General features: G+C 52.9%; 22 protein-coding genes. 11 read left to right on the top strand and 11 right to left on the bottom strand.

What is annotated here, in order from left to right; genetic code table 11:
* Nucleotides 1-207: 207 nt before the first annotated feature.
* Entirely contained in the window at nucleotides 208-816 is a 609-nt protein-coding gene (locus E2L00_RS01545; protein WP_338031872.1) for a DeoR/GlpR family DNA-binding transcription regulator, read from the bottom strand.
* A gap of 265 nt (nucleotides 817-1,081) precedes the next feature.
* On the opposite strand from E2L00_RS01545, the gene E2L00_RS01540 reads away from it, so the two are divergent.
* Nucleotides 1,082-1,273: a glycogen synthesis protein GlgS gene (locus E2L00_RS01540; RefSeq protein WP_167606058.1), complete on the top strand. Its 192-nt coding sequence runs from the start codon at nucleotides 1,082-1,084 to the stop codon at nucleotides 1,271-1,273.
* 54 nt (nucleotides 1,274-1,327) lie between these two features.
* Here the strand turns inward: E2L00_RS01540 and E2L00_RS01535 are convergent, their stop codons facing one another.
* Nucleotides 1,328-2,197 carry an NAD(P)-dependent oxidoreductase gene (locus tag E2L00_RS01535; protein ID WP_167607512.1) on the bottom strand — a complete coding sequence of 290 codons (870 nt, stop codon included), beginning with the start codon at nucleotides 2,195-2,197 and terminating at the stop codon, nucleotides 1,328-1,330.
* Between the two features lie 356 nt (nucleotides 2,198-2,553).
* Here E2L00_RS01535 and E2L00_RS01530 point away from each other — a divergent pair, with 356 nt between their 5' ends.
* The 5 genes from E2L00_RS01530 to E2L00_RS01510 all read left to right on the top strand — a co-directional run bounded on the left by E2L00_RS01530 (nucleotide 2,554) and on the right by E2L00_RS01510 (nucleotide 9,355).
* Entirely contained in the window at nucleotides 2,554-2,997 is a 444-nt protein-coding gene (locus E2L00_RS01530) for a DUF2231 domain-containing protein (protein ID WP_167606056.1), read from the top strand.
* Nucleotides 2,990-4,294 (top strand): PQQ-dependent sugar dehydrogenase, encoded by a 1,305-nt coding sequence (locus tag E2L00_RS01525; RefSeq protein ID WP_167606054.1) that lies wholly within the window; start codon nucleotides 2,990-2,992, stop codon nucleotides 4,292-4,294. The genes E2L00_RS01530 and E2L00_RS01525 overlap by 8 nt, the downstream gene beginning before the upstream one ends.
* A 137-nt stretch (nucleotides 4,295-4,431) precedes the next feature.
* Nucleotides 4,432-5,364 carry a LysR family transcriptional regulator gene (locus tag E2L00_RS01520; protein WP_167606052.1) on the top strand — a complete coding sequence of 311 codons (933 nt, stop codon included), beginning with the start codon at nucleotides 4,432-4,434 and terminating at the stop codon, nucleotides 5,362-5,364.
* Nucleotides 5,365-5,450: 86 nt separating this feature from the next.
* Nucleotides 5,451-8,144, top strand: a complete 2,694-nt coding sequence (locus tag E2L00_RS01515) for an AAA domain-containing protein (protein WP_167606050.1) — start codon at nucleotides 5,451-5,453, stop codon at nucleotides 8,142-8,144.
* 86 nt (nucleotides 8,145-8,230) lie between these two features.
* Nucleotides 8,231-9,355 carry a YbdK family carboxylate-amine ligase gene (locus E2L00_RS01510; RefSeq protein ID WP_167606049.1) on the top strand — a complete coding sequence of 375 codons (1,125 nt, stop codon included), beginning with the start codon at nucleotides 8,231-8,233 and terminating at the stop codon, nucleotides 9,353-9,355.
* Between the two features lie 77 nt (nucleotides 9,356-9,432).
* Here the strand turns inward: E2L00_RS01510 and fusA are convergent, their stop codons facing one another.
* Nucleotides 9,433-11,532, bottom strand: coding sequence for an elongation factor G (fusA, locus tag E2L00_RS01505; RefSeq protein WP_167606046.1), 2,100 nt, complete (start codon nucleotides 11,530-11,532; stop codon nucleotides 9,433-9,435).
* Between the two features lie 95 nt (nucleotides 11,533-11,627).
* Between fusA and E2L00_RS01500 the strand changes: the two genes are divergently transcribed.
* Nucleotides 11,628-11,936, top strand: a complete 309-nt coding sequence (locus E2L00_RS01500) for an ArsR/SmtB family transcription factor (RefSeq protein ID WP_167606043.1) — start codon at nucleotides 11,628-11,630, stop codon at nucleotides 11,934-11,936.
* Nucleotides 11,937-12,022: 86 nt separating this feature from the next.
* Here the strand turns inward: E2L00_RS01500 and cobT are convergent, their stop codons facing one another.
* From cobT to sbmC, 7 genes are all read right to left on the bottom strand, one after another.
* On the bottom strand, nucleotides 12,023-13,081 hold the full coding sequence (gene cobT / locus E2L00_RS01495) for a nicotinate-nucleotide--dimethylbenzimidazole phosphoribosyltransferase (RefSeq protein WP_167606040.1): 1,059 nt from the start codon (nucleotides 13,079-13,081) through the stop codon (nucleotides 12,023-12,025).
* A 30-nt stretch (nucleotides 13,082-13,111) separates the two neighbouring features.
* On the bottom strand, nucleotides 13,112-13,855 hold the full coding sequence (gene cobS, locus E2L00_RS01490; RefSeq protein WP_201279252.1) for an adenosylcobinamide-GDP ribazoletransferase: 744 nt from the start codon (nucleotides 13,853-13,855) through the stop codon (nucleotides 13,112-13,114).
* Nucleotides 13,852-14,397: a bifunctional adenosylcobinamide kinase/adenosylcobinamide-phosphate guanylyltransferase gene (gene cobU, locus E2L00_RS01485; protein ID WP_167607506.1), complete on the bottom strand. Its 546-nt coding sequence runs from the start codon at nucleotides 14,395-14,397 to the stop codon at nucleotides 13,852-13,854. Before cobU ends, cobS begins: the two co-directional genes overlap by 4 nt.
* Nucleotides 14,385-15,923 carry a cobyric acid synthase gene (locus E2L00_RS01480; protein WP_167607504.1) on the bottom strand — a complete coding sequence of 513 codons (1,539 nt, stop codon included), beginning with the start codon at nucleotides 15,921-15,923 and terminating at the stop codon, nucleotides 14,385-14,387. Before E2L00_RS01480 ends, cobU begins: the two co-directional genes overlap by 13 nt.
* Before the next feature lie 96 nt (nucleotides 15,924-16,019).
* Nucleotides 16,020-16,340: a DUF496 family protein gene (locus E2L00_RS01475; RefSeq protein WP_147402970.1), complete on the bottom strand. Its 321-nt coding sequence runs from the start codon at nucleotides 16,338-16,340 to the stop codon at nucleotides 16,020-16,022.
* Nucleotides 16,341-16,501: 161 nt separating this feature from the next.
* Nucleotides 16,502-17,560 (bottom strand): FUSC family protein, encoded by a 1,059-nt coding sequence (locus E2L00_RS01470; protein WP_167606037.1) that lies wholly within the window; start codon nucleotides 17,558-17,560, stop codon nucleotides 16,502-16,504.
* A 127-nt stretch (nucleotides 17,561-17,687) separates the two neighbouring features.
* Nucleotides 17,688-18,158, bottom strand: a complete 471-nt coding sequence (gene sbmC / locus E2L00_RS01465) for a DNA gyrase inhibitor SbmC (protein ID WP_167606034.1) — start codon at nucleotides 18,156-18,158, stop codon at nucleotides 17,688-17,690.
* 503 nt (nucleotides 18,159-18,661) lie between these two features.
* Here sbmC and E2L00_RS01460 point away from each other — a divergent pair.
* Nucleotides 18,662-19,168 carry a ferritin-like domain-containing protein gene (locus tag E2L00_RS01460; RefSeq protein WP_167606031.1) on the top strand — a complete coding sequence of 169 codons (507 nt, stop codon included), beginning with the start codon at nucleotides 18,662-18,664 and terminating at the stop codon, nucleotides 19,166-19,168.
* A gap of 67 nt (nucleotides 19,169-19,235) precedes the next feature.
* Nucleotides 19,236-20,156 (top strand): manganese catalase family protein, encoded by a 921-nt coding sequence (locus E2L00_RS01455; protein WP_167606028.1) that lies wholly within the window; start codon nucleotides 19,236-19,238, stop codon nucleotides 20,154-20,156.
* Nucleotides 20,157-20,215: 59 nt separating this feature from the next.
* On the opposite strand, the gene dacD is transcribed toward E2L00_RS01455, so the two are convergent.
* Nucleotides 20,216-21,382, bottom strand: coding sequence for a serine-type D-Ala-D-Ala carboxypeptidase DacD (dacD, locus tag E2L00_RS01450; RefSeq protein WP_167606025.1), 1,167 nt, complete (start codon nucleotides 21,380-21,382; stop codon nucleotides 20,216-20,218).
* 251 nt (nucleotides 21,383-21,633) lie between these two features.
* Here dacD and E2L00_RS01445 point away from each other — a divergent pair, with 251 nt between their 5' ends.
* On the top strand, nucleotides 21,634-22,785 hold the full coding sequence (locus E2L00_RS01445; RefSeq protein ID WP_167606022.1) for an acyltransferase family protein: 1,152 nt from the start codon (nucleotides 21,634-21,636) through the stop codon (nucleotides 22,783-22,785).
* 64 nt (nucleotides 22,786-22,849) lie between these two features.
* Complete coding sequence (gene sbcB / locus E2L00_RS01440) at nucleotides 22,850-24,289, top strand: exodeoxyribonuclease I (RefSeq protein ID WP_167606020.1); 1,440 nt, start codon at nucleotides 22,850-22,852, stop codon at nucleotides 24,287-24,289.
* The last annotated feature ends 15 nt before the right edge of the window (nucleotides 24,290-24,304 follow it).

The following is a 24,304-nucleotide window of genomic DNA, read 5'->3' as shown; positions in this document are numbered from 1 at the left end:
TTTAGGAAGGCCTGGCCGCTTCGGTGTTCAATAATAAACCAGCGCTTCTTTCGGAGGATTGTAGAATATTTTACCGTTCCCCAGAAAACGCCGATTCGTCGCTTCTGGTACACGATTACAGAGTTCATCATCCCGCCTGGGCGTTCGGTTCTGCACTGCTGGCGAAACTTCATCAATCGTTCAGAGAGGGAATAAAGCTTCGTGATATCAGGCCAGGATGATTTTGTTATTAAAATCCTGAGATGGGTAAGCGTTTTTATCCAGAAGAGCATCGGTAATGATACTGTCAATTTCGCCTGAAGTGGCAATGCTCATTACGCCATCCTGGCCAAATTTTGTATGGTCAGCCAGAATAACTTTCTTCTTGCTCATCCGTAACATGGCCTTTGAGACAAAGGCCTCATCGATACTTTTAACCTGTATACCGCCCCGCTGAGCAATCCCGCCGGCCCCCAGAAAACAGATATCAGCCTGAATGCTGTTTATCTGCTCAACAACGGCAGCACCTAAATTTGCCCTGAATTCCAGATTATATTCTCCTCCCAACACGTATACCCTCGCATAAGGGTTATTCTGCTTGATGGATTCGGCAATCAGCGAGGAGTTGGTAAATATGGTCAGCGGCACGGCAGGAAACTGCGCCGCGAATATCAGGGTAGTGGTGCAGGAATCAATGAAGATAATGTCGTTGGCCGAAATCAGCGATACGGCCGCGCGACCAATGGCTTCTTTAGCTGGCCGCATGGTTTTGAGCCTTTCGGAGAAGTTGTCTTCACGGAAAATCTGCTTTCGCAGCGCGCCTCCGTGGATCTTCACCGAACATCAGTACAAAAATAAAAACCATGATATTTGCTTTTTATTGCATATTGTTGTTTTAGTTGGTTTGTGTGAGGAGGATCATAAAATGGATAAGTCGGGGAAGGTTCTGATAGTTAAGTATTAGCCAGAGCCAATTAGCGGAACTGAACGTTAGCAGCCGCACATTATTTCTCTCGCCGCAGGAAATATACGAAGAACGTATCTATACTAAAGATAAAGAAGCATATGACCTTATTGTTCATTGAAATATAACAGGAGGGATATGCAATACGTACAAAACACGCAAAACCAGCCACAAAAAGAGTTTGATTTTGTTGCCTTCAGCCTGGCCCGGATGAATTCACAGGGCCGGGAAATGAATATGGAACAGGTGACCGGCAGCATGGACGTTGTTTGTAAAACCCGGTTCCTGGAAAGTTACCGATATTATTTAAACCGCTTCATTGAAAAATAACAGGTAATAACAAAGCCGGGTTTGCTAACCCGGCTTTATTGTATGCGCGCAACTCTATTTATTTTTATCAAGCCACACGTAGACCGAGGAAAGATCCTGATGAGCAAATCCGTCTGCGGCCGCTTGCTCCCAGACTTCGGATATCCTGTCAAGAACGGGCAACGCCATGGGTTCTGCCGATGCCAGCGCCAGCTTTGCGTCCTTCAATGCGTGCTGTAACTGCATTTGCGGGGCGAAATCATTTTTCGCGATCGCATCCAGTTTTACTTTGACGTAAGGCGCAGCCAGCGGGCCTCCGTCCAGAGCATTCCAGAACTGCTCGGGCGTAAAACCAAATTGTTTAGCAAGCTGCATACTCTCAGCAACTCCCTGCATCATCGTAATCAGCCAGCTATTCAGCACCAGCTTCATTTTTTGACTGTTTCCGGCCTCGCCGAACCATTGTGTTCCGCGGGAGATGGCAGAAAACACCGTTTCGGCGGCCGCACATTTATCACGTTGTCCACTTGCCAGGATCAGAACCTGCGCATTTTCCGCCGGGGCTTTGGTGCCGGATACCGGTGCGTCAATAAAGACCATTGCTGGCTGTAGCTGCTTTAACGTATGTATGACGTTCGTTGTTTCCTGAATGCCGATAGTCCCCATCTGGCAATAGATGGCGTTTTTCTTACAGCCCGGCGACATTTGCTTTATCACCTCGAGCGTCACTTCACCATCAGCCAGAACAGAAATAATCACATCCGCGCTCGCAACGGCCTGTTGCGGCGTTGAATGCAATTTCAGGCCGCTGGATACTAAATCACTGCCTCGTTCCGCTGAGCGATTCCATGCGTTAACAGTGAAACCTTTCTTCAATAAATTACTCGCAAAAGCGTGCCCCATCGCACCAAGGCCAAGAACGGTCACTTCAGGTAAGCTGTTCATATATCCTCTCACATCCGGATTAATATCGTTATGCGCCGCACGCTGACAGATAACATACTCCGTGCCTTTCAGCCAGCTACCGGTCATTCGCCTGGCGCGCCAGCACGGTGTTCTGCGCATAACGATAACTGATTATTAATTGATTAAGTATGTTGATTCACGCAAAACAGATTTGCCTTTTTTGATGTACCCAGTTTGTTAAGAATACGTATAATAATATTTAATGGATTGTTTTACATGCAATTTAATGCAGGAGGTATTTTCGGGAAAGTTAGCCTTATTCATTTTTGAATTCTTCTTCATGATTTTATATGTAGCTTACCTCACGTTTTTTATCTCATCCCAAGGAATTAATAATGCGTGCTCATGCGTTACATCGCCGCAGTAAAATTGCGTCGGTTATATATGAACTGTTAGATCCGATACCTTATGGATTTTTTATTGCCGCCCTTATCTTTAATATTATTTATGTTTACAGTACCAATGTCATGTGGGCCAAAAGCGCCAGCTGGCTTATCGCTCTGGGGCTTGTTTTTGCCATTATCCCGCGGTTGATTAATTTATTTTGGGTTTGGGTTGGCGCCGCATATCCTCAGCTATCAGCGATAAAAATCCATTTCTGGTTGAACGTCATAGCGGTTATTTCCGCAACGCTAAATTGTTTCGTACACAGCCGCGATGCCTATGCTGTTGCGCCACAAAATCTAACCTGGTCAATCATTACCGTTGCCTGTCTGCTTATTGCAAACGTTATTTCGTCCACGGGTACTGGAAAGTCTACAGGCTATAACCATGAATAAATTCTCCTTCACCCTTCCCGTTATGTTGACGCTTTCCCTGGCCCTGACGGGTTGTGATGAAAAAGCGAAACTGACCCCGGAGCAGCAAACCGGCCCGAATCCGGTGATGCCAAAGGCGCGGGACTTTCTGATGCCGCCGATGCAGGTTCCTTCAGGCGTGGGCTGGAAAGCCGGCGCGCAGCCTCAGGTAGCCGCCGGACTGCGTATTGAAAAAATGGCGGATGGCTTTATGCACCCGCGCCAGGTCTATGTCCTGCCGAACGATGACGTACTGGTAGTGGAAAGCAATAGTCCCGGCACAGAGCCGCTGACGACGCCGAAGCAACTTATTGCCGGTATCGTCAAAAACCAGTCCGGCAAAGGGGGCAAAGGCGGCAACCGCATTACTTTATTACGCAAAGGGAGTCACGGCTGGGAAAAGCATCTTTTCCTGGAGAATCTTCACTCTCCTTTCGGCGTGCAGTTGATTGGCGATAACTTATATGTGGCTAACACAGACAGCATCGTGCGCTATCGCTATGAGGCCGGAGAAACGCATATCAGCGATCCGGGCACCGAGCTGGCCGATCTGCCAGACACCATTAACCACCACTGGACAAAAGCGCTCCTGGCCAGCCCTGACGGGACAAAGCTCTATGTCGGGGTAGGCTCTAACAGCAATATTACTGAAAATGGGCTCGACGTTGAGTACCGGCGTGCGAACGTGCTTGAAGTGGATACGCAGACGGGAGCGAGCCGCATTTTCGCCAGCGGCATTCGTAACCCAACGGGCCTGGGCTGGGAACCCCGAACCGGGAAGCTCTGGGCTATCGCAAATGAACGCGATGAGATAGGCGCGGACCTGGTGCCAGACTATCTTACCTCCGTTCAGGAAGGCGGTTTTTATGGCTGGCCATGGAGCTATTTTGGCCAGCATGTCGATCGCCGTGCGCAACCTCCTCGCCCCGATATGGTCGCTAAAGCGATAAAGCCTGATTATGCGCTGAGCTCTCACGTGGCACCTCTGGGCCTGCTTTTCTATACCGGCCATACGTTGCCGCAGAAATATCAGGGCGGCGCTTTTATCAGCGAGCATGGCAGCTGGGATCGCTCCCCGCTCAATGGTTACCAGGTTTCCTTTGTGGCCTTTAAGGACGGCAAGCCGGTGGGAACCCCTGAGACCGTGGTCAGTGGTTTTGTGTCCGGTGATGAGAAAGAGCTTTATGGCGCACCTGTGGGCTTAACGCAGGATAAGCAAGGCGCGCTGATCGTTGCTGACGACGTTGGAAATACGGTCTGGCGTGTAAGCGCAAAATAAACGCTGTAGCCTTATAATTCGGGCCTTCTGTTGGTCAGAAGGCCCGCAAAAAATTTATGAACGAGTGTGTTAATCTGTGTTAATCAAAGCGCATTCGATTGCCAAAAAATATCTTCATCATAAAAAGGGGAAAAACGATGAACCATTTTTCCGCAATCAGAACGTTCGTCAGCGCAGCAGACCTGAAAAGTTTTAGCGCCGCGGCCAAAGCGCTGAATATAGAAGTCTCGACGGCCTCCCGCCATATTTCCGAGCTGGAAGAATATTTGCAGGTCACTCTGTTTAACCGCTCAACGCGCGGGTTGACGCTGACCGAGTCCGGAGATTTCTTTTACTCTCATGCTCTGCAACTGTTACTGCAATGGGAAGAAGCCCGTAATTTGACCTCGGCCATGGATAAACAGCCGACTGGCCTTCTGCGCATCAGTGTGCCAGGCACATTTGGCAGGTTACACGTGATGCCTTTTATGGAAGAATTTCTTCGCCTGCATCCTAATATTTCATTAGACATCAGTTTTAATGATGAGGTGCAGGATTTGATTGAGGCAAGGATAGATCTGAGTATTCGCATCGGCGTACTCCCTGATTCGACTATCCACGCCCGTAAGCTGGCTTCGCAGAAGCGTTATGCCTGGGCAAGCGCCGAATGGATAGAGAAAAATTTACCGCCCGATAACCCCAGGGATCCGGAGGTTGTGCAAAAGGGGTTGAACATAATTATGTTTTCCCGTCTTCATGGTACCGGCTGGCATGCGCGTGAATCTGGTTCTGAGGAAGAATGGCTAAGAGTACCCATTAACTATCGTTTCAGCGTTAATGACAGCGCGGCAATGCTGTACGCCTGTTGCCATCATTCGGGTATTGCCATACTCCCTGACTGGTTATCATGGCAGGAGGAAAAAAGCGGACGCATTAAGAAAGTATTTCCGGGCTGGGAGTTCAGTATGTTTCCCAGCGATACGGCAATCTGGATTGTTTACCCGCAGAAAAAGATCGTATCCCATAAGGTCAGGTCGTTTATTGATTTTATTGTGCAGAAAATTGGCGATCCTCCTTACTGGAAAATATAAAGAAATCCGGGAAACCAAATATGCCTGATTTTGCCTCGCAGAGACAGAATACAGGCAAAAGCTGGCAACGCCATGGAGAAGAAATAATGGTCATCGTTTACGTTGATGGGGAAGATAAATCAGCACAGATCGCTGACTGGACGCTGCGTTACGACAACAATAAGCAATGCCTTCAACTTACCTGTCACTTTCCTTCCGGGAAAGCGTTTACCCGTCCTTTCAGCGTCTGCCGGGTTGAACCTGCTACCCTGGCCACTGGCACCCTGCTTATCAGAAAAGATCGCCCTGAGACACAGCTTATCGAGCGTGCAGAGATAATCGGTAATAAATACGCTCTTATTTATTACCCGAACGCCGAACGATGCTATGTAATGAAAGCAGGCGAGGTGCAGATTCTGCCTGCGACGTCGTTAAAGAATAATGCCGTTTTTACCTATTTCCGCGAGGTTGCCGAACAAAGGTTACGCCGCGCCAGCCGTGACAAAAAACCCATTGCAGAGAATACCCTGCGGCAGATGGATAAAATCCTGGCGCATCCTGATACGGCGTTAGAAGCCTACTGCTGCGGCAAAAACACAGTGCGCAGCGCGCCGGATAATTTCATCTATCCCTTCGGCCTGAATGAAAGCCAGATGAAAGCGGTTGAACAAGCGTTTAGCGCCCAGATTTCAGTGATTGAGGGGCCTCCGGGAACCGGAAAAACCCAGACCATCCTCAATATTCTCGCCAATATCCTGATGCGAAATGGCAGCGTCGCCATTGTTTCCAATAACAACACCGCCGTAGATAACGTTTACGATAAGCTGGCGAAGGTAAAGCTGGATTATGTGGCTGCCAGATTGGGCAGCGCAGAAAACCGGCTCAGGTTCTTCGCCGGGCAGCCAGAGATGCCGCAGGAGCCGCCAGCATCCGCACCTGGAATCGACGCCATTACCGGCCAGTTAACCCGGTTAAAAAACTATCTCTGCGCCCAAAATGACGTGGCGCAACTGCGTGCTGAAATAGATGAACTAGGTATAGAAGATAAATATCTCAGCCAGTGGCTATATTCTCACGGCATCACGACCCTGCCGGAGGTTGAACGTTACGGGCTGACGCCAGACAAAATTACCGATTTAATGGCCTTTCTCCAGTCGTTGACGGCCAACCGTATTGGCCTGCGTGACCGGCTAACGCTGCTATTCAGGTTTGGTATTGTAAAAACGCAGCTACTGAACACCGCCGCAAAACGTCAGGCGATGTTCTTCGCTTTGCAGCGCCATTATTACCTTACCCGTTTGCGACAGGCGCGCGATGCGTTGGCAAAAAGCGAACAGGTTTTACAGGACAATGATGTCGCGGAATTGCAGCAAAACCTGACGCAGGATTCGATGGCGTTTCTGCGCACGCACCTTTGGCAATCCATCGTGCCGAATAACACTCTTAGCGACAGCAACTACCAGAAAAATTTTGCCGATTTCTTAAAACGCTACCCGGTGACGGGCAGCAGCACGCATTCCATTATTAACTCTCTCGCTCCGGGCACCTTACTGGATTACGTCATTATTGATGAAGCATCGCAGCAGGACATCATTCCGGGGATTCTGGCTTTAGCCTGCGCCAGAAACGTTATTGTCGTTGGCGATCGCAAACAGCTTGCGCATGTGCCGGAGGATATCGCCCTGCCCGCCCCTGCGCCGCATTACGATTGCGTCAGCCACAGCCTGCTGGATTCGCTGATTGCGCTGTATAACGATGCGCTGCCGGTCACGCTGCTGAAAGAGCACTATCGCTGTCATCCCAAAATCATTCAGTTCTGCAATAAGCAGTTTTATGACAATCAGCTCATTGCTATGACGCGTGACGGTGGCGAACCTGCGCTGTCATTAGTGGTGACGGCCAAAGGCAACCATACGCGTCACAACAGCAACCTGCGCGAGCTTGAGTCGTTAACGGCGCTGGACTGGGATGAGGCAGGCAGCCGCGGCTTTATCGCGCCCTACAACGCTCAGGTAAATCTTTCGAACCGCACCCTGCCTGCCGATTTTGTCAGCGCTACGGTGCATAAGTTTCAGGGCCGCGAATGCGAAGAGATCGTTTTTTCCACCGTACTGGACAAGAAGGCAAACCGCCAGGCGCTTGCCTTTGTCGACGATCCCCAACTCATCAACGTAGCCGTTTCACGCGCACAGAAACGTTTCACGCTGGTCACCGGCGACAATGTTTTTGCCGGCAACAATCGGCATATCGCCGCGTTAATTCGCTATATGTCCTACTACGCTGATGAGGGGCAGGTGCATTACAGCCCGGTGGTCAGCGCATTTGATCTGCTCTATGAAGAGTACGACCGCTCATTAGAAAAGCTGAAGGCCAGGCTCGACCCAAATGACTCAGGCTTCCGCTCAGAGCAGATCGCTGCGCAACTGATCAACGATGCCCTGAAGCAACCTGCTTATCGCGTCCTCACCGTGCATGCTCAGGTCCCGCTAAGGCAGCTGATCGCCTGCCTGGATAACCGTTTCACAGCCCGCCAACGGGACTTTATGGTGCAGGGCGCAAGCTGCGACTTTGTTTTTTATTATCGTGTAGGAAAGTCCCCTCTGGCCGTGATCGAGGTGGATGGCGGCCATCATGACAGCCATGAACAGCGTGAACGCGACGCGCTGAAAGAGGCCATTCTGGGCGAATGCGGCATCGCGCTGCTAAGGTTGAAAACCATCGATAGCCGCATTGAAGATAAAATTGTGGCGTTTCTGACGACGGTCATGCAGGAAGGCGCCGTTGAGGAAGGCGTTCTGTAGCTGACATATTGCCTCTGCCAGAAGCGACCGCCTGTCCTACACTTTTAGCGACAAGTATCATCAGGCAACTCAGTGCAGAGGACATTATGGTATCACTACCTTTTACCCGCTCACTGCGGTTTACGACAGGCGCCGAACTGGAGCTGCAGCTAATCAACAGGCGCGATGCCAGGCTGGTGGATAAAGCTGATGTTGTGCTGGCCGATATGGAAAACTGCCAGCGGATAAAGCACGAGCTAACCAAGTCGATGATCGAATTAAACAGCTCGGTACACACTTCGGTGCTGGAGATGCATGAAGAATTAACCCTGCTGGCCGGTAACGTTCGTGAGGTCGCCAGCAAACACGGATGCGATGTCACAGGCGGCGGCCGTCACCTGGACGGCGACTGGCGGGAACAGGTAATAAGCGATTTGCAACGTCATCAAAATCTTGCCGTACGCTATGGCTATATCACTAAAATGGCCTGCGTATTTGGCCAGCATATTCATATTGGCGTGCAGGACGGAGACGAAGCTATCTATCTGTGCCATGCGCTTATTCCTTACCTGCCGCATCTGGTGGCGTTAAGCGCCTCATCGCCGTGGCTGGACGGCGTGGATACATCCTTTTCAAGCTCCCGTTTTACCGGCCAGAATGCCTTTCTGAACAGTGAACTGATTGAAAATATCTACGGCTGGGATGAATTTATCCTGTTTTATAACGAGATGGTTAATATCGGAATTATTAAAAGCATTAAGGATATTTACTGGTATATCAGGCCACAGCCGGCTTTAGGCACCATTGAAATCAGAATATGCGATATGCCCTTGACTATTTTTCACGCGGCGATGTTAACCGGCTACAGCAAAATACTGGCGCAGTCTCTGTTGGCAAACCGGGTAAATATCGTTAAAAAACATCATGCCGTTGAGAAATATAATATTTTCAATGCCCGCCGCGATGGCCTACAGGCCAGCTATGTCAGTACACTGAATAACCAACGGCAGCCGCTGGCCGGCCATATATTGCGTACCGTAGAAAGCCTGGCGTCGTTTACCCACAGCGATGAGGATAATTATGTTTTGCAATATATCGCCAAATACGTCAGGAAAGGCGTCAACGACTCGGACAGAATACGCCATATGATCAAGCGCGCGGTGGGTTTGAACACCGTGATGGAAAGGATGCGAAAAATGCTTTTATCCGCACCGAGGAATTACAAAAAATAACGTTTATCCAAGGGCCGAAGCCGGTTATTCGGCCCTTTTCTTTAACGGCGCATATGAACGGTCACGTTTTTAAATAATTATTTTCTACGGCTCGCAATAATTCCCTCCGCCACATTATGCGGCGCTTCTGCGTAATGATGGAACTCCATGTTATAAGTTGCGCGGCCCTGGGACATGGAACGCAACGTGGTGGAGTAGCCAAACATCTCGGAAAGCGGCACATCGGCGCGAATGACATGGCTACCCAGCCTTTCGTCCATGCCCTGAACCATGCCGCGCCGTGAGGCGAGATCCCCCATCACGTTACCGGCGTATTCTTCCGGCGTTTCCACCTCTACGTGCATGACCGGCTCCAGAATAACCGGGTCGGCCCGGCGGGCTCCCTCCTTAAAGCCAAAAATAGCCGCCATTCTGAAGGCCATTTCCGAGGAGTCCACGTCGTGATACGAGCCAAAAGTCAGCGTCACTTTGACGTCCACGACCGGATAACCCGCCAGCACGCCGCTGTTCAGCGCTTCGCGCACGCCTTTCTCAACGGAAGGGATAAACTCACGCGGCACCACGCCGCCTTTGGTTGCATCTTCAAAGAAGAAGCCTTTCCCCGCCTCAAGCGGTTCAATCGTTAACACGACGTGGCCATACTGACCTTTACCGCCCGACTGGCGAACAAATTTCCCTTCCACATCTTTCACCATTTTGCGCAGGGTTTCGCGATAGGTGACCTGCGGACGACCGATATTCGCCTCCACGCCAAACTCGCGCTTCATACGATCGACAATGATTTCCAGATGCAGCTCGCCCATGCCGGAAATAATGGTCTGCCCGGATTCCTCGTCGGTGTGTAAGTGGAACGACGGATCTTCCGCGGCCAGCCGTTGCAGAGCGATGCCCATTCTTTCCTGATCCGCCCTGGTCTTCGGCTCAATCGCCAGCGAAATCACCGGCTCAGGGAACTCCATACGTTCCAGCGAAACCACGGCGGTTGGATCGCAGAGCGTATCGCCCGTGGTGACATCTTTCAGCCCCACGCAGGCGGCAATATCACCGGCACACAGCTCATCCACCTCGTGCCTGTCGTTGGCATGCATCTGCACGATGCGTCCGATACGCTCTTTCTTTTCCTTCACCGGGTTGTAAACCGAGTCGCCTTTTTTTAGCACGCCAGAGTAAACGCGAATAAACGTCAGCTGTCCCACGTAAGGGTCGGTCATCAGTTTGAACGCCAGCGCAGAGAACGGCTCGCTGTCGTCGGGATGTCGCTCAACCGTTTGTCCTTTCTCATCGATACCCTGAATGGAAGGAATATCAAGGGGAGAAGGCATCAGTTCTACTATGGCGTCGAGCATGCGCTGCACGCCTTTATTTTTAAAAGCGCTGCCGCAGAGCATCGGCTGAATTTCACCGGCAACGGTGCGCGCACGCAGGCCTGCGACAATGTCCTCTTCGCTCAGCTCGCCTGCTTCCAGATAGTTGTCCATTAGCGTTTCGCTGGCTTCCGCCGCCGCCGACACCATTTTCTCGCGCCATTTTTGCGCGGTTGAAAGCAGTTCATCCGGTACGGGCACGTAGTTAAACGTCATTCCCTGCGTTGCGTCGTCCCACAAAATAGCGCGCATTTTGATGAGGTCCACCACGCCGGTGAAATGTTCTTCCGCACCAACAGGGATAACGATCGGCACCGGATTAGCTTTCAGCCGATCAATCATCATCTGCACCACGCGGAAGAAGTCTGCTCCCTGGCGATCCATTTTGTTAACGAAAGCCAGGCGCGGCACATGGTATTTGTTGGCCTGCCGCCAGACGGTTTCGGACTGCGGCTGAACGCCGCCTACGGAGTCGTACACCATCACCGCCCCGTCGAGCACGCGCATGGAACGTTCCACTTCTATCGTAAAATCGACGTGCCCTGGGGTATCGATAATGTTGATACGATGCGGCTCATAGCCGCGATCCATCCCCGACCAGAAGCAGCTTACCGCCGCCGAAGTAATGGTGATCCCGCGCTCCTGCTCCTGCGCCATCCAGTCCGTCGTTGCTGCGCCATCGTGAACTTCGCCCAGTTTATGGCTCATGCCGGTATAAAACAGGATGCGCTCGGTCGTCGTCGTTTTACCGGCATCGATGTGGGCGGAAATACCGATGTTGCGATAGCGTTCAAGAGGAATGGGTCGGGGCATGATGTATCCTTAGTCTCTTTGACGGTGAGCGGCAGGAATTGCCGCTGTTCGGTGACAGACCGGGCCGTAACGGCAACGGCCAGCACAGAAAGAGTATGATCGCCAATCATCCCAAAAGAGAACAAATCCGCCTGGAAAATGTGCTTTTTGCGCCAGGCAACCTTCTGCGGCTGGAAATAGTGAAAACGCTCGCGGGCGGCAGCGAGCTGTCCCGCGGCACGCTGCGTAAAGACGTGGCAAAAGCAACCATGACGCATCACTGGCAGGTGCTGAGAGACAGCGGAGTTATCTGGCAGCGCCCACCAGCACGGGAGAATCCGATCTCGCTAAGGCGTGAAGATCCGGATACGCGTTTTCCTGGGCTGCTGGCGGCGCTATTGCAGGTGATGCAGGAAGAAAATTGAAAACCGGTGGATGGCGCTGCGTTTACCACTCAACCTGAATCAGGAATTTTGTAGGGCGGGTAAGCGAAGCGTCACCCGCCGTTAATTTATTTCCCCGCTGGAAGCTCAATATTACTGCCCGCCAGCGTGCCCATATTGTTATGCATCGCGCAGGCGGCATCGACGATATGCATGGCCAGCGCCGCGCCGCTGCCTTCGCCTAAGCGCATGCCCATATGCAGATACGGTTCCAGATCCAGATGCTTCAGGGCAAGCTGTGCGCCCTTTTCTGCCGATAAATGCGAGGGGATGAGGTAGTCGCGCACGCCGGGCGCAATGCGGCAGGCTGCAAGCGCGGAGGCATAAGAGAGATAGCCATCGAGCACCACCGGCAGCCCAGCCGCTGCCGCACCCAGCATGACGCCGGTCATACCAACCAAATCAAATCCGCCTACTTTTGCCAGCACGTCGATACCCTCTTGCGCATCGGGCTGATTGACCTCCAGCGCCTGACGCACCACGGCGATTTTATGGCCGATTTTATCGCTGGGCAGATTTGCCCCCATTCCTACAGTATCGGTTGGGTCGCTGCCGGTAAACACGCTGACCATCGCTGCCGCTGGCGTGGTATTCGCCATGCCCAGTTCGCCCACGCCAAACAGCCGCACGCCTTCCGCTGCTTTGGCGATGGTCAGCTTTGCCGTCGCCAGAAGCAATTCTTCCGCCTGCTGGCGCGTCATCGCCGGGCCTTTGGCTATATTGCCGCTGCCGCGCGCCATCTTCATATTCAGCACGCCGGGCAGTGGATCGCTGTCAACGCCGACGTCTACAATCGTTACCTCCGCTCCGGCAAGCGCGCCCAGCACGCAGACGCCGGTATTGTGGCGCGTCATATTCATGGTCTGAATCGTCGTTACCACCTGCGGCGCAACCGCCACGCCTTCAGCGTAAACGCCGTGGTCAGCGCACATTACCAGAATTGCTTTGCGGCTCGTGTCCAGACCATCTTTTAAACCCGGCATTCCCGCAAGCTGTACAGCGAGCGACTCCAGCCTTCCCAGGCTGCCCGGCGATTTTAACAGGCCGTCGATATGCTGCTGCGCATTGTTCATTGCGTCACGATTGAGTGGGGCAATTGCCGCCAGAAGAGTAGCCAGTGCCTGCATTTATTTATTCTCTGAATGGTTAGTCTGACGCTACAAAAGCGCCAGCAAAAAAATAACTTCGCCCAGTTCGATAGCCGCGCCCAGCGTATCGCCGGTGTGTCCGCCAAGCGTGCGCTTCAACGTCCAGGCCAGCGCCATAACGACAACGAGCATCACCGCAAAGGCAAAAATGCCCGCCGCTGGCACCAGCAGCACGGAAAGTAACGCTCCGCCAGCCAGGGTCACCGCCGTCTGTTTCCCGTTTACCTTGCCGATAAACAGATTGCCCAGACCGCTTTGTCGGGCGTACTTCTGACGATACATCAGCAGCACGCAGGCGCTACGCCCGGCGACAGAAGCCGCGGCCAGTACGGCAAGCATGTTAGCGCCGCGCAGGGATAATTCGCTGACCACCAGCACTTTGGCGACGAGGACAAAAATCAACGCCAGCCCGCCGTGCGTGCCCAGGCGGCTGTCGCGCATAACTTCCAGCATGCGTTCGCGAGTGCGGGCCGAAAACACGCCGTCGCAGGTGTCCGCCAGGCCATCAAGGTGAAAGCCGCCCGTCAGCAAAGCCAGCGCCAGCACGTAGCCCAGCGCCGCCAGCGGCAGGCCGCACCATGGCTGCAACACAACGAAGACCAGCCCTGCAATGGCACCCAACAGCAGACCCACGAAAGGAAAGGTGATAACGCCGCGCACGTACTGATCCACTTCCAGCCCTTGCGACCAGCGGCCCGGCACCGGTAAACGGCTCATGAATTGCAGCGTGGCAAAGTACAAACGGAAGATCATTTTATTTTTACTCCAATTCCGGATACTACCAGCCAGACTCCCTGCGCCTGGGCCGCCAGGCGTTGATTCACGCGCCCGGCTATATCGCGAAAGTGCCGGGCCAGACGATTCTCCGGCACGATACCCATCCCTACTTCGTTGGTCACGAGATAAACCGGCGACGGGCAAACCGCGCAGGCGGCCAGCAGTCTGTCAATCTGCTGATTTACCTGCTGCTCGATTGCCACGAAATCCCATTCATCTTCAGGCGCATCGCCCGCTGCATCAAACATAATGTTGGTAATAAGCGTGGTGATACATTCCAGCAGTATCGCCTCCTGCGGGTCGTTCTCCGCGCCGATAATGCTATGCAAATCACGGTGCTGTTCTACGGTGCGCCAGTGCGTCGGACGGGAATCGCGGTGATGCTGAATGCGGGCCGCCATTTCCTCATCGAATATTTTCGAGGTGGCGATATACAACACGCGCTCGCTCGAGGCGGCCAGCCGTTCCGCATGGCGACTTTTGCCGCTGCGTGCCCCGCCGGTAATCAGATACATAATTGCTCCTGATGTTCACGCATAATCTGGTAAATACTTTCGATATCAATATGTTCACGCATGGCGCTGGCGAGGATATCGAACTGCTGATGTTTATGCTGCTGGTAATCAAACAGCTCGCCTTCCCAGGCTTTCAACCCTTTTCGTTCACGCAGGCCGTTGAGCAACGCACGGGTAAATTCACCGTTATCAAACACGCCGTGCAAATAGGTTCCCAGCGCGTTGCCGTCTGCGCTTACCGCGCCGTCAAGGCTGTCGTAAGGTTGAGCGTTGCATTCACTCAGGCGAACAAAAGGTTCAACGTGCGCGCCGCGCTGCGTTTCGCCCATATGAATTTCGTAGCCCTCCAGGCTGAGCACGGCGCAGGCATTGAAGAAGCCAGGCAATGCCGGCAGCGTTTTGCCCGCTACGCGGGTCGTGGTTTTTTCACTGGCGAAACGGGTTACCACGTCCAGCAGGCCGATACCCGGCATTTCATCCAGACCGGACTCCACCGCGTCGAAGATATGTTCACCAAGCATCTGGTAACCGCCGCAAATGCCCAGAACCGCACCGCCCTTCCGATGATGCGCCAGCAACGCTTTTTCAAAGCCGCTCTTACGGACCCAGAGCAGATCGCTTAACGTGTTTTTGCTGCCGGGCAGAATAACCAGGTCGCAGCCCTGGAGCTCATATGCCTGGCTGACATAACGCAGGCGAACGTCCGGCTGGGCAGCCAGCGCGTTAAAATCGGTGAAGTTGGACATGTAGGGCAACTGGATCACCGCGATATCCAGATCCTTCGGCGTGTCGGCATCGTATTTTCCGCGTTCTAAGACAACGCTGTCTTCGTCTTCCAGATCCACTTTAAGCCACGGCATTACGCCCAGTACCGGCACGCCGGTCAGGGCTTCGATTTGCTCAACGCCGGAGTAAAGCAGCGCTTTATCGCCGCGAAACTTGTTGATGATGACGCCTTTTACGCGCCGCTTTTCGTGTTCGGCCAGAAGCGCAATGGTGCCGTAAATCGCGGCGAATACGCCGCCACGGTCGATATCCGCCACCAGGATCACCGGACATTCTGCCAGTTCAGCCATGCCCATATTGACGATATCGCGGTCGCGAAGGTTAATTTCCGCCGGGCTTCCCGCCCCTTCCAGCACCATCACTTCGTGCCCGGCCGCAAGGCTGCGGTAGACTTCCTGAATCTGGCTGCGCAACCGGGGTTTGTAATTGTGAAAAGTGACCGCATCCATGTTGGTGGCCACCTTGCCCATCAATATCACCTGCGCTTTACAGTCGCTGGTGGGCTTTAACAGCACGGGATTCATGCGTACATCCGGCGCAATCCCGGCGGCTTCGGCCTGAAATATCTGCGCGCGTCCCATCTCTTTGCCGTCTGGCGTGATACCCGAATTGAGGGCCATATTCTGCGACTTAAACGGCGCGACGCTAAGCCCGTCCTGGGCAAAAATGCGGCACAGTCCGGCTACCAGCACGCTCTTTCCGACGTCTGAAGCGGTTCCCTGGATCATTACTGCAAGGGCCATCATGCCTCCTTATCGTTATGCCGCGCCAGAAGCTGGCAGGCGAAAAAAAACCGCCCTGGATCAAAGGCGGTTTTAGAAATATGCTGCGACCAAAGCTTATTCTGGCTTCAGTTCACCCATTGCTTTGAGTTTTTTGGAAATCTCGCGACGTTCTTTGGAAAGCTCGGCATTTTTGATGATGTAGTCATCAACGCGGTCTTCGTAGTCGGTCTTCATGCTGGCGATGATGCCCTGAATGGCTTCGATGCTCATGCCCGGCTTGATGTAATCGCTCAGGTTATCAAGCAGCAGAACGCGTTTTGAGTTGTCACGGATCTTTTTCTCTACGTCCTGGATTTCACGTTGCAGTTTGTTCTTACGACGGAACAGACGCACGAACTCCAGCACGTCCTGAAAAGAAGGCTTAGTATTTTCCATTTTTACACCCCTGCTAAATTCAAACTCGGATTCGTTAAGACAACTGCCCTAACCATAAAGGTAGCGGTTGCCGTTGACAATGATTTATCGGTCGCTTGTCCTATCTTAACCGCAAATAAGGCTGAATCGAAACCAGCATCGTAAAAGCCGACGCCCATCCGTCACTTACGCAGCGCCCGGCAGATAAGCTGTGACAGTAATTCCAACTGGCGGGCCAGCTCCAGACTTAGCCATACATAGCCGTAGATGGGCGTTTCCTGCGGCGCGCTACCCTGTCCCTCCTGCATCAACTGGCGCAGCTCGCTGACAATTTCGCTGAGCTTTTCGGTATTGGCAGAGATGGGTGACGGATTGCCCTCCTGCAAGGCAAGCGCAATGGCGCTGAGGGTTCTTTGTGTCATTTGCTGCGTATCGCGCAGCGTGCGCGCGTTAAGCATCAAAAAGTGGCTGGCCCGTGACGTCCAGTAAGCGTTAATTTGCAGCTCAAGCGTACACACCATATTGCGGCTCACTTTCTGAATCGCTTCAAAAATCGATTTCTGAATGCGCGTTTCTTTGCTGCCGGGGCCAATCAAGGCGCGCATTTTTACAACGTCGTTAAGGATGGTTTGCAGCGGTTTTTCCAAACGCGGACGCTCAAGCAGGTTTGGTGAAAACCCCGCGTTACAAAGGCGTCCAAATGCCGTCACGAAGCTTGCCATCTGGATCCGCCAGTGGATAAATGCCCGTTGAGGATAGATGCTGGTATACAGCATCGCCAGTAGCGATCCGAAAATGACGTCGCCGCTTCGCCACAGCGCGGTTTCCATATTTCCCGCAGGCGCTCCCACCACCACAGAAAGCGTGATGCCAATCAGCAAGGCCTGGTAAGGGCGTTTGCCAAGCGCCAGGAAACCGCATAAGAACATGGCGATAGCGCACCAGAGCAGCATAAGCGGCAGAGAATAAAGCTCTAATTTAAGGGCAATAAGCCCGAGCGCCGCGCCAAATATAGTCCCGCCGATGCGCTCAAAAGCACGGGGGATAACATTTCCCCAAAATGAGATAGGTCCCATGACCACCACGAGGGTGATCAGCGGCCAGGTGCCTTCCGGCACCTTGAGTATGCGAACAAGCATAAAGGTGAGAATAAAAGCCAGCGCGATACGGATGCCGTGTACCGTGCGGTAGTGGCTGTAAACACGCATTTCAAACGGGCTAAGTGATTTGTCGGGGCGCACACCCGTCTCCTGAAACCAAAAGCGCGATTGTAGCAGACTACTGCCAGACACCCGATAAACGAGCTCCCGAACGTTTGGCATAGATCAACACAAATGACAATATAATCATCGCCGTTTCTCTCCGATTTTAACGCTTGCCAACAACCGGAATGTACATATCAAGTTCCCAGACGCCGCTTTCTGAGCCGTCGTTAAGATAGCGTTCAAAGCAGGGCTTGCCGGTCATCTGATAACGTTCGTCAGCCGCCAGGCTACCGAGGAACTGCATCCAGGGTTCGGCAAAATCGTTGTCATCGACGCGCGCCCGCGCAACGGCATAGTCGCCGCCTTCAATACGGGTAACGATGACGCCTTCGCTGGTTTCCGGCACGACAAAATCTTCCGGCACACGAAGCACCGTATCGCAGCGCAGTTTCTGCGCGGGCACTTCATCGGGGTTGTCGTAATAAATCGCCAGCCATTCGGTCCCGGTAATGTTATGGGATTTTACCCACAGGGCGAGCTGCTCAAATCCCTGATGAACGGTTTGTTCCCAGGGACCAACCATATGGAAACCGGCAACTTTCTGTTCTGATACCTGCTGAATCTTGAATTCCATACCTTCTCCTGACTGGGTTAATAGCGTAGATGCCTGTCTGAAAAGTATATTTCTCTTTCTGGAGTATATTTGCCCTTCGTCGTTAGCAGTACCTCTTAGCCTTCAAATTGTGCACCCGGTTATCTATTTTCGCTCAGTTTTCTGCGGCATTGCTGCCGGCAATAACGGCTCATTCCCGCGTTAAAAACCAGCCCAGGAAACCTCTTAAAGCGGTGAGATTTATTTTACAGACAGCGCTGTTTCACCGATTGAACTACGCTTAATTACTGCTGCAGTATGAAGCAAATTTGCTATTTACTCTGGTTTAGTACCGGGAAACAAATAGCAATCAATGCCTTCTGAGCGCGGTTTAACACTCTCTTTTTGATGTTATCCGTATCGAGAATTTACTGGCGCAGGGCATTAGCGTTTTCGCTGACGTTGGGTGATTAAGCTGTACCAAATCCGCAACTTACGCCTGAGCCGTACTCTGCCGGGCATTTACCTACTAAGAGGTGACAAACATGACATACGAAGAAAACTATCTGGATTGGGTAAGAGACGCGTACGCCATGGAAAAGCAGGCGGAAAGCATGCTTGAAAAAATGGCCGACCGCCTTGAGCACTACCCGGATCTCAGAGCCCGCATCGTGCAACACATCGAAGAAACCCGTAGCCAGCAGGCGCTGGTGAAGTCCGTTATCGAGCGCTATGACACCTCAAGTTCGGTCTTTAAAGACGCCGTCGGCAAGCTAAGCGCCCTGGGCCAGGCGATGGGCGGCATGCTGGCTGAAGATGAAGTGGTGAAAGGCGCTATCAGCGGCTATGTCTTTGAGAACCTTGAGATAGCCAGCTATACCTCGCTGATTGCCGCCGCCGAACTGATAGGCGATCACGAGGGTGCCCGTATCTTTGGGCAGATCCTTGAGCAGGAAGTCGCGATGGCCGAATGGCTGTCAACCCATCTGCCGGAAGTAACCGAACAGTTTATGGTGCGATCTGCCGAACCGGGCGTTGAGGCAAAAAAATAATCAAATACCGGCGAGCGACCTGCCTCAGAGCAGGCGCTCACTTACTGTGTACTAAATGGAGTGAGCCATGTTCAGACACGTCAAACAACTGCAATACACCGTACGCGTCGCTGGTCCAAACCCGGGCCTTGCTAACCTTCTTCTTGAACAGTTCGGCGGCCCACAGGGCGAGCTTGCCGCAGCCTGTCGTTACTTTACTCAGGGTCTGGGTGATGACGATCCGGGGCGCAAGGATATGCTGATGGATATCGCCACCGAGGAGCTTAGCCACCTGGAAATCATTGGTTCGCTGGTGGGAATGCTCAACAAAGGCGCCAAAGGCGATCTCGCGGAAGGCACGGAGCAGGAAGGCGAACTGTATCGCACCATCACCGGCAACGGTAATGACAGCCACTTGACGGCCTTGCTTTATGGCGGCGGCCCGGCGCTTACCAATTCGGCGGGCGCTCCCTGGACTGCGGCTTACATTGATACCATCGGTGAAGTGACGGCCGATCTGCGTTCAAATATTGCGGCCGAAGCTCGCGCAAAAATTCTCTACGAACGCCTCATTAATATGACCGACGATCCGGGCGTAAAAGATGCTCTGGGCTTCCTGATGACGCGTGAAGTCGCGCACCAGATTTCTTTTGAGAAAGCGCTGTACTCCATCCGCAATAATTTCCCGCCGGGCAAACTTCCGCCTGTCGAGCAATATGCGAACGTGTACTACAACATGTCGCAGGGGGGCGATGTCCGGGGAAGCTGGAATTCGGATGAGAACTTCAACTTTGTGGCCGACCCGACGCCGGCTGTAGACGGCGGCGACGGCATGGCCAGCGTGTCACTGCCCAAACAGCAGCAGGTTACCCTGAAAAACCTCGTCACCCGTACCGCATCCGATCCGACGGTTAATCCGGTGACCGGTACCGATATCGGAGCCGTTCCGCCAATTGAAAATAAAACCGCGGCGGCGAAGAAACCGAAGGCTGCACCGAAGAACAAATAGCCAACGGGCAAAAAAACGGGAGAGGATCGCTCCCCTCCCGTATTCCTTCTCAGGGGAATTCAGAATTTTTGCTGCAGATAATCGCTAAAGCGCGACCACATCCCGCCTTTCTTCACTTCAGTAAGCGAAACCAGCGGCCAGTGAGCGATAAGCTTGTCACGGTCAAAAAGCTCGATTTCACCAACGCGTTGCCCGGTCTTTAAAGGCGCCGCCATATCCTGACGATCAAGCACGTATTTAGCTTTTATATTAGAGACTTCAGATTTTGGCAATGCCATATAAACATCCTGGTCGGTGCCGACGTCAAATTCATCCTTGTCGCCATACCAGACATGTTCCTTACCTATCTTTTTGCCCTTATGCAGGATTTGTACGGTGTCGAAGTTTTGCTGGCCCCAGTGCAGCAGTTTACGCGCCTGCTCTTCGCGCCCTTTCGGGCTTTCGGCCCCCATCACCACGGCAATCAGACGGCGCTGCCCTGACACGCTTGAAGCAATCAGGTTAAAGCCAGCCCCGGACGTGTGGCCCGTTTTCAGCCCGTCGACGTTAAGGTTTTTATCCCACAGCAGGCCATTACGATTTTGCTGGGTGATGCCGTTCCACGTCAGGCTGCGCTCGCTGTACATATGGTAGAACTCAGGTTCACCGTGGATTATCGCCCGCGAAAGTATGGCCAAATCATAAGCAGAACTGTGCTGGCCGGGCGCATCGAGGCCGTGAACGGTTTCGAAATGGCTATCACGCAGGCCAAGCTGCGAGGCGTATTTGTTCATCATCGCCACGAACTGTGGTTCGCCTCCGGCGACATAATCTGCGAGCGCCACGCAGGCATCGTTACCGGAATCGATAATCAGGCCACGACTCAGATCGCGCACCGTCAGCCTGTCGCCCGGTTTTAAAAACATCAGCGATGAACCTTTAAACACGGGATTTCCCTGCGCCCAGGCGTCTTTTCCTACGGTGACAACGTCATCGGCGCTTATACGCTTGCTGTCGATGGCGCGGTCTACAACATAGCCGGTCATCAGTTTGGTGAGGCTCGCCGGGTTGCGTCGCACATGTTCATCAAACGCGGTCAGAACTTGCCCGGTGGTGTAATCCATCAGCACCCAGGAGGCGGCCTGAATTTGCGGCGCAGGCGGTGCATTAACAAACAGATCGTCGGCAAAAGCGGAATGAGCGGAAAATGACAGGACAGCAAAAGCAATAAACTGGCGGATCTTCAACGAGGTACCCTCAACAACTTTATTTTCAGCCGCTCGTTTTACGGCAATTCATTGCTTTTTGCGCGGCAAAATTGCAAGGAAATATGACGTTTGTTGTTTTGTAATATTGCTGAGGTATTTTTGCGCAGTTATTTCCCGGCCTGACCTGCGTATTATCTGATAATACTCTTCGCGGCCAGCATTTTATTGCCAGAGCCCCGGTTCATTTATATTGTGCCTTTTTGTGTGAATTTTACTCTAAAGGTACCAGCATGGTGCAAAGTAAAAACTGGACGCCGGAACTTGAGGGTCTGCGGGGGTTTGCCTCGCTTTGGGTGCTGCTGGGGCATATCTGCCTGCTGACCCAGTGCCGTATTCCTCTGCTTTACGATCCCGGGCTGGGGGTCGATCTCTTTATTTTATTGTCCGGTTATTTGATGGCGAAAAATTATCAGGACCGGCAGGAGAAAGAGCCCTGGCACAGCGTTAATACATGGCGAATGTTCTGGTTAAGACGCTTTTTCAGGATCGCTCCCCTCTATTATTTACTGCTCATTTTTGCGCTTGTTTTTGGCGGCTGGTTTGGGGAAATGCGTACTATTATTGCCAGCGCGTGGCCTACGACCGCCACCCTCGCAAGCCGCTATGCCGATCATTCGTTAATGAACGTTGCCAGCCATCTGACTTTCGTTTTTGGCTTTATTCCTGACTATTCATACCGGACGGTCTTACCCGACTGGAGTATCGGCCTGGAAATGCAGTATTACCTGCTGTTCCCGTTTATCATGCTGATTATTATGCGCTTTGGGTTTGCTATCTCATCGGTGATGCTGATGCTGTTCTGCCTCGCCGCCCGCTGGCTGCTGCCGGATTATTTTGATGCGTTCCCGATGCCGTCGATGATCCTGATTAAGCTACCCTTTTTCATCGCCGGCATGCTGATATCCCAGGCAATACGTCACCAGAAGATCTATTACCTGGCGCTGGCGCTGCTTGCCCCTGTCATCGCCTGGCAAATGCGCATTGCGGAAAACCACCTGCGCCTGATTGTTGAATGCCTGCTGATTATCAGCATGACCGGGCTGCTCTGGAAGCCGGAAAAAAACACGCGTTTTAGCCAGCTTGCGCATTACCCGCGCTATCTCCTGACGCGCCCGATAAGCCTGTTTTTAGGCGATGTTTCCTATTCGGTTTACCTGCTGCACCTGATGATTGTGATCCCGGTCATTGGTCTGCTGGTTCACGCCACGGCCTTTAGCCACCTGCCTTCCCCGGTGCGCTTTCTGGTCGTCTCAGGCATATGCCTGCCGGTAACGTATCTCATTGCGTTCTTCCTGTACCACAGGGTTGAAAAGCCAGGGATCGCCTTGGGCAAGCGCGTAATCAGCCGCGAGCCCGTGCAGCCGCAAAGTCTGATGCCTTAACCACTGGTTTTCTTCTGCAGCCATAACAAATGAGTTACCATTAAGCCAGACCTTCATCAGCTTAATGGTAACCTCCGTGCCTGATACCGTACTGCAGCCCACCTTTATCTTCCACGATTATGAAACCTTCGGTAAGAGTCCGTCGCTTGACCGCCCTGCACAGTTTGCCGCCATCCGCACCGATGAGCAGTTCAATATTATCGGCGAGCCGGAAGTGTTTTACTGCAAGCCTGCGGACGACTATTTGCCCCAGCCGGAAGCGGTAATGATCACCGGCATTACGCCGCAGCAGGCGCTGGCGCGCGGCGAGAACGAAGCCGCGTTTGCAAAACGCATTCACGATATTTTCACCGTGCCGAAAACCTGCGTGGTGGGCTACAACAACGTGCGCTTTGATGATGAAGTGACGCGCAATATTTTCTATCGCAACTTTTACGACCCTTACGCCTGGAGCTGGCAGAACGATAACTCACGCTGGGACCTGCTGGATGTCATGCGCGCCTGCTATGCGCTGCGCCCGGAAGGCATTATCTGGCCGGAAAACGAAGACGGCCTGCCGAGCTTTCGGCTTGAGCATCTGACCAAAGCCAACGGTATTGAACACGCTAACGCGCATGATGCGATGTCTGACGTGTACGCCACCATTGCCATGGCGCAGCTGGTGAAAACCCGGCAGCCGCGTTTGTTTGATTATCTGTATAGCTATCGTTCTAAGCAGAAGCTGACGACGCTGATTGATATTCCGCAGATGAAACCGCTGGTGCACGTCTCCGGTATGTTTGGCGCCTGGCGCGGCAACACCAGCTGGATTGCGCCGCTTGCCTGGCATCCTGAAAACCGCAACGCGGTAATTATGGTAGACCTTGCCGGTGATATTACGCCGCTGCTGGAACTGGATGCCGATACGCTTCGCAGCCGTTTATACACGCCGAAAGCTGCGCTCGAAGATGCGGCAGCCGTGCCGGTCAAGCTTGTTCATCTCAATAAATGCCCCGTGCTGGCCGTCGCCAATACCCTGCGTCCTGAAGACGCGGAACGTTTAGGCATTAATCGTCAGCGGTGTCTGGAAAACCTGAAAGTCCTGCGGGCGCACCCTGGCGTGCGAGAAAAAGTGGTCGCCATTTTTGCCGAAGCCGAACCCTTTGTGCCGTCGGAAAATGTCGATGCGCAGATTTATAACGGTTTCTTTAGCGATGCCGATCGCGCGGCGATGCGTATTGTCCTGCAGACCGATCCGCAGAACCTTGCGGCGCTGGATATTTCGTTCGTTGATAAGCGCATTGAGAAGCTGCTGTTTAATTATCGGGCGCGCAACTTCCCCGGCACGCTGGATGAAGCCGAGCAACAGCGCTGGTTAGCGCATCGTCAGGAAGTGCTGTCGCAGGAAGCGTTGCAGGCTTACGCGCTGGAGCTCGAAGCGCTGTATAACCAGCATGAAGAGGATAAAGAGAAGACGGCGCTGCTCAAAGCACTGTTCGAATATGTACAGTTTCTGGTGAATTAAAGGCAAAAAAATGGC

The organism is Cedecea colo (assembly GCF_011808225.1).
Lineage (GTDB): Bacteria > Pseudomonadota > Gammaproteobacteria > Enterobacterales > Enterobacteriaceae > Dryocola > Dryocola colo.
The sequence above is the reverse complement of the archived record's forward strand: the minus strand, read 5'-3'. Positions and strand labels throughout refer to the sequence as shown.

Coding starts and splice junctions, on each gene's coding strand:
- E2L00_RS01455 (WP_167606028.1), top strand. CDS start 19,236: ATGTTCAGACACGTCAAACAACTGCAATACACCGTACGCGTCGCTGGT.
- cobT (WP_167606040.1), bottom strand. CDS start 13,081: ATGCAGGCACTGGCTACTCTTCTGGCGGCAATTGCCCCACTCAATCGT.
- E2L00_RS01525 (WP_167606054.1), top strand. CDS start 2,990: ATGAATAAATTCTCCTTCACCCTTCCCGTTATGTTGACGCTTTCCCTG.
- E2L00_RS01475 (WP_147402970.1), bottom strand. CDS start 16,340: ATGGAAAATACTAAGCCTTCTTTTCAGGACGTGCTGGAGTTCGTGCGT.
- sbcB (WP_167606020.1), top strand. CDS start 22,850: ATGGTAACCTCCGTGCCTGATACCGTACTGCAGCCCACCTTTATCTTC.
- E2L00_RS01530 (WP_167606056.1), top strand. CDS start 2,554: ATGCGTGCTCATGCGTTACATCGCCGCAGTAAAATTGCGTCGGTTATA.
- E2L00_RS01480 (WP_167607504.1), bottom strand. CDS start 15,923: ATGGCCCTTGCAGTAATGATCCAGGGAACCGCTTCAGACGTCGGAAAG.
- E2L00_RS01520 (WP_167606052.1), top strand. CDS start 4,432: ATGAACCATTTTTCCGCAATCAGAACGTTCGTCAGCGCAGCAGACCTG.
- E2L00_RS01510 (WP_167606049.1), top strand. CDS start 8,231: ATGGTATCACTACCTTTTACCCGCTCACTGCGGTTTACGACAGGCGCC.
- cobS (WP_201279252.1), bottom strand. CDS start 13,855: ATGATCTTCCGTTTGTACTTTGCCACGCTGCAATTCATGAGCCGTTTA.
- E2L00_RS01460 (WP_167606031.1), top strand. CDS start 18,662: ATGACATACGAAGAAAACTATCTGGATTGGGTAAGAGACGCGTACGCC.
- E2L00_RS01445 (WP_167606022.1), top strand. CDS start 21,634: ATGGTGCAAAGTAAAAACTGGACGCCGGAACTTGAGGGTCTGCGGGGG.
- E2L00_RS01500 (WP_167606043.1), top strand. CDS start 11,628: ATGATCGCCAATCATCCCAAAAGAGAACAAATCCGCCTGGAAAATGTG.
- sbmC (WP_167606034.1), bottom strand. CDS start 18,158: ATGGAATTCAAGATTCAGCAGGTATCAGAACAGAAAGTTGCCGGTTTC.
- E2L00_RS01535 (WP_167607512.1), bottom strand. CDS start 2,197: ATGAACAGCTTACCTGAAGTGACCGTTCTTGGCCTTGGTGCGATGGGG.
- E2L00_RS01540 (WP_167606058.1), top strand. CDS start 1,082: ATGCAATACGTACAAAACACGCAAAACCAGCCACAAAAAGAGTTTGAT.
- E2L00_RS01515 (WP_167606050.1), top strand. CDS start 5,451: ATGGTCATCGTTTACGTTGATGGGGAAGATAAATCAGCACAGATCGCT.
- fusA (WP_167606046.1), bottom strand. CDS start 11,532: ATGCCCCGACCCATTCCTCTTGAACGCTATCGCAACATCGGTATTTCC.